Annotated in this window: 3 protein-coding genes; all 3 read left to right on the forward strand. The window is 38.1% G+C overall.

Annotated elements, in window-relative coordinates:
• The first annotated feature begins 124 nt into the window (after positions 1 to 124).
• The 3 genes from ACY651_RS01300 to proB all read left to right on the forward strand — a co-directional run bounded on the left by ACY651_RS01300 (position 125) and on the right by proB (position 2,768).
• A complete protein-coding gene (locus ACY651_RS01300) occupies positions 125 to 508 on the forward strand; it encodes a response regulator (RefSeq protein ID WP_462248913.1) in 384 nt (127 codons plus the stop codon).
• Between the two features lie 295 nt (positions 509 to 803).
• Positions 804 to 1,997, forward strand: coding sequence for a glutamate-5-semialdehyde dehydrogenase (locus ACY651_RS01305; protein ID WP_462248915.1), 1,194 nt, complete (start codon positions 804 to 806; stop codon positions 1,995 to 1,997).
• Between the two features lie 3 nt (positions 1,998 to 2,000).
• Positions 2,001 to 2,768, forward strand: a complete 768-nt coding sequence (gene proB / locus ACY651_RS01310) for a glutamate 5-kinase (protein ID WP_462248917.1) — start codon at positions 2,001 to 2,003, stop codon at positions 2,766 to 2,768.
• Positions 2,769 to 2,860 lie beyond the last annotated feature (92 nt).

Genomic DNA, 2,860 nt, shown 5'->3' on the forward strand with positions numbered 1-2,860 from the left:
AGCACCGGGCCGTTTATTTAATACGGGCACCGCTATGGCGGAGGAAATAGCAAATTTGCAGGAGTTTTATAGCGGTATTGGCTTATTGAACGTACAGGTGCGGTAATCATTAATCAAAAAAGACATGGCAAAGACAAAGAAAAAAAAACCTTCAACTACCAATAAGATTCTTGTTGTTGACGACGATGGGCAGATGGGTTTAGTGCTGCAAATGGTACTTCATGAGACCCGCTTCGAGCTGGATTATGTAAACGACCTTTTATCGGCTGAAGAATACCTTAAAAAACAACAGCCGCTTGCGGTAATATTGGATAATAAACTGCCGGATGGATACGGGATTGATTTTATCGTCTATATCAAACAACGATATCCTTCACTTAAGATCATTATGATCTCCGGTTTTGGTCTTGCCCGGGAAGCCGCCCTGGAAGTCGGTGCAGACCTGTTTTTTGAAAAGCCTTTTGATTTAGATGATTTCAATGAGGGGATCGAAAAGCTTTTAAAATAAGATGACCTTTTTTGCGCGGTGTACTTTGTTTATCAGATGAGTCTCGATGCGTGGAAAATAAGTAAAGCGAACTCGTCGTCAGATGATTTGATATTTTTTCAATTTGCGCCGGGTCCATAGTTAAACATACAAAGGCTCTGGATGAGACCCGGCTGGGAATTGGAAATTATCCTAACGATAGGCGAAGGCTGAGGCGCAGGAAAACCGGGGAGGTTTTGAATGCTGACGGAAAAAAACCAAATTTGCATCACGAAAATGAAGAGCGAAAACAAAACTTACGTTAGCAAGAGTATGTATGATCCTGGATAGCAATACAAAAAACAAAACGCTGACCGATTTAGCAGCACTTATTTCAAAACACAAGTTCGAAATAATACAGCAAAATAAAATTGACCTTGATAATGCCGGCAATCTCGATCCTACCTTGATTGACCGCTTAAAAGTGAACGAAAAGAAAGTAGATGGTATGGTTGCTTCTATTGAAGAAGTAATTAACATGGAGGACCCCGAAGGAAATATTCTTAGCCAATACAAACACCCAAACGGAATTTATGTAGAAAACAGAACGGTTCCTTTTGGCCGGATCTTAATCATATACGAATCAAGACCGGATGTAACGATAGAAGCAGCCATCAATGCTTTTAAAGCGGGTAATAAAATTTATTTAAAAGGAGGAAAAGAATCTAAAAACACCAACCTTTTTTTGGTTAAACTTTGGGCAGAAGCGTTGCAAATAAATAATCTTCCTTTGGATTTTGTAACCTATTTAGATATCGATAGAGAAGAAACACAAAAGCTATTAAAAGAAAATTACTACCAATTAGATTTAATAATTCCACGCGGTGGCGAAGCGTTGATTAATTACATTCAGCAAAACACTTTGGTGCCACTTATTATCAGCGGGAGGGGAAATAACTTTGTTTACGTGCATGCAGATGCCGATTTTGAAATGGCTCAAAACATAATTATAAATGGGAAAAGCCGGTTAAGCGTGTGCAATGCAATTGACAAAGTCTTGTTTAATAAAAACACAGCTGATTTAGAGCAGAAAATTGAATTAATTCTTACAGCAGCTTTGAAAATGAATCTGGAGGTTTATGGCGATGGGGATTTTTTTAAATCGTTTAATGCAATAAAACCGATGGAAAGTAAATTGATGTATGAAGAAGAGTTTCTTTCGCCCAAAATATTATTCGGAATTGTTGAAACAATAGATGATGCTATATTGTCCATTAATAAGTATTCAGGAAAGCATTCCGCCGTTATTGTAACTGAAGATGAATTACCGGCAACGAAATTTCAGAACGAAGTCGATTGCGCCGCAGTTTATCACAATGCTTCTTCAAGATTTACAGATGGTGGTCAGTTTGGGTTTGGTGCAGAAATCGCTATCAGTACACAGAAACTCCATTTCAGGGGTCCGGTTGGTTTAGCACAGCTCGTTACCAACAAATGGTTTATTGCAGGAAACGGCCAAATAAGAAATTAAAATATGAAGAGCAAAATAGTTGTTAAGATAGGTACTTCAACCCTTACTGCCGGAACCAATAAAATATCCAGGGGGAAAATCGAAGATATTGCCAGGCAAATAGAAAAATTAAAGGATAGTTACGATATAATTTTAGTTTCTTCTGGTGCCATTGCTACAGCCAGGCAATTTGTAAATATAAAAGCCTGGGATAATATTGTAACATCAAAGCAGGCACTATCTGCTATAGGCCAGCCCAGGCTAATGCAGATTTACAGCGAGGTATTTGGCGATTTTGATCTGAAAATTGCACAGTGTTTAATGACATACAGAGATTTTGAAAACGAAGTTTCGAGGCAGAATACCCGCAATACCATCAACGAACTACTAACGCATAACTTCATTCCTGTTATTAATGAAAATGATACGGTTGCGGTTGAGGAATTAATTGTAGGCGACAACGATAAGTTATCCGCATTGGTGGCGAATTTAATAGATGCCGATAAACTGATTATTGCCTCAGATATAGATGGTTTATTTGATAAAAATCCAAAACTATACCCGGATGCAACGTTAATTTCAGAAATCTCAGATTTGGAAAAGATCGATCAATTTATTGAAGAGAAAGACAATGGGCTTGGCACAGGTGGAATGACCTCAAAAATAAGTGCTGTAAAAATTTGTTTCGAAAAACAAATTATCGTTTATATAGTAAATGGCTCTAAGCGAAATTTCATTGAAGATAGCCTGAATGAAAAAATACCTTTTACGAAATTTGTCCCACTCAAATAATAGTTACGGATTTCTATTGCGCTGGTGTCGCTCCACGCACCAATATCAACAATGAAAGTTCCAGTGCGTGGAGCGGCACCGGGGCCGTCTTA

It is taken from the genome of Ferruginibacter sp. (assembly GCF_031391665.1).
Taxonomy (GTDB): domain Bacteria; phylum Bacteroidota; class Bacteroidia; order Chitinophagales; family Chitinophagaceae; genus Ferruginibacter.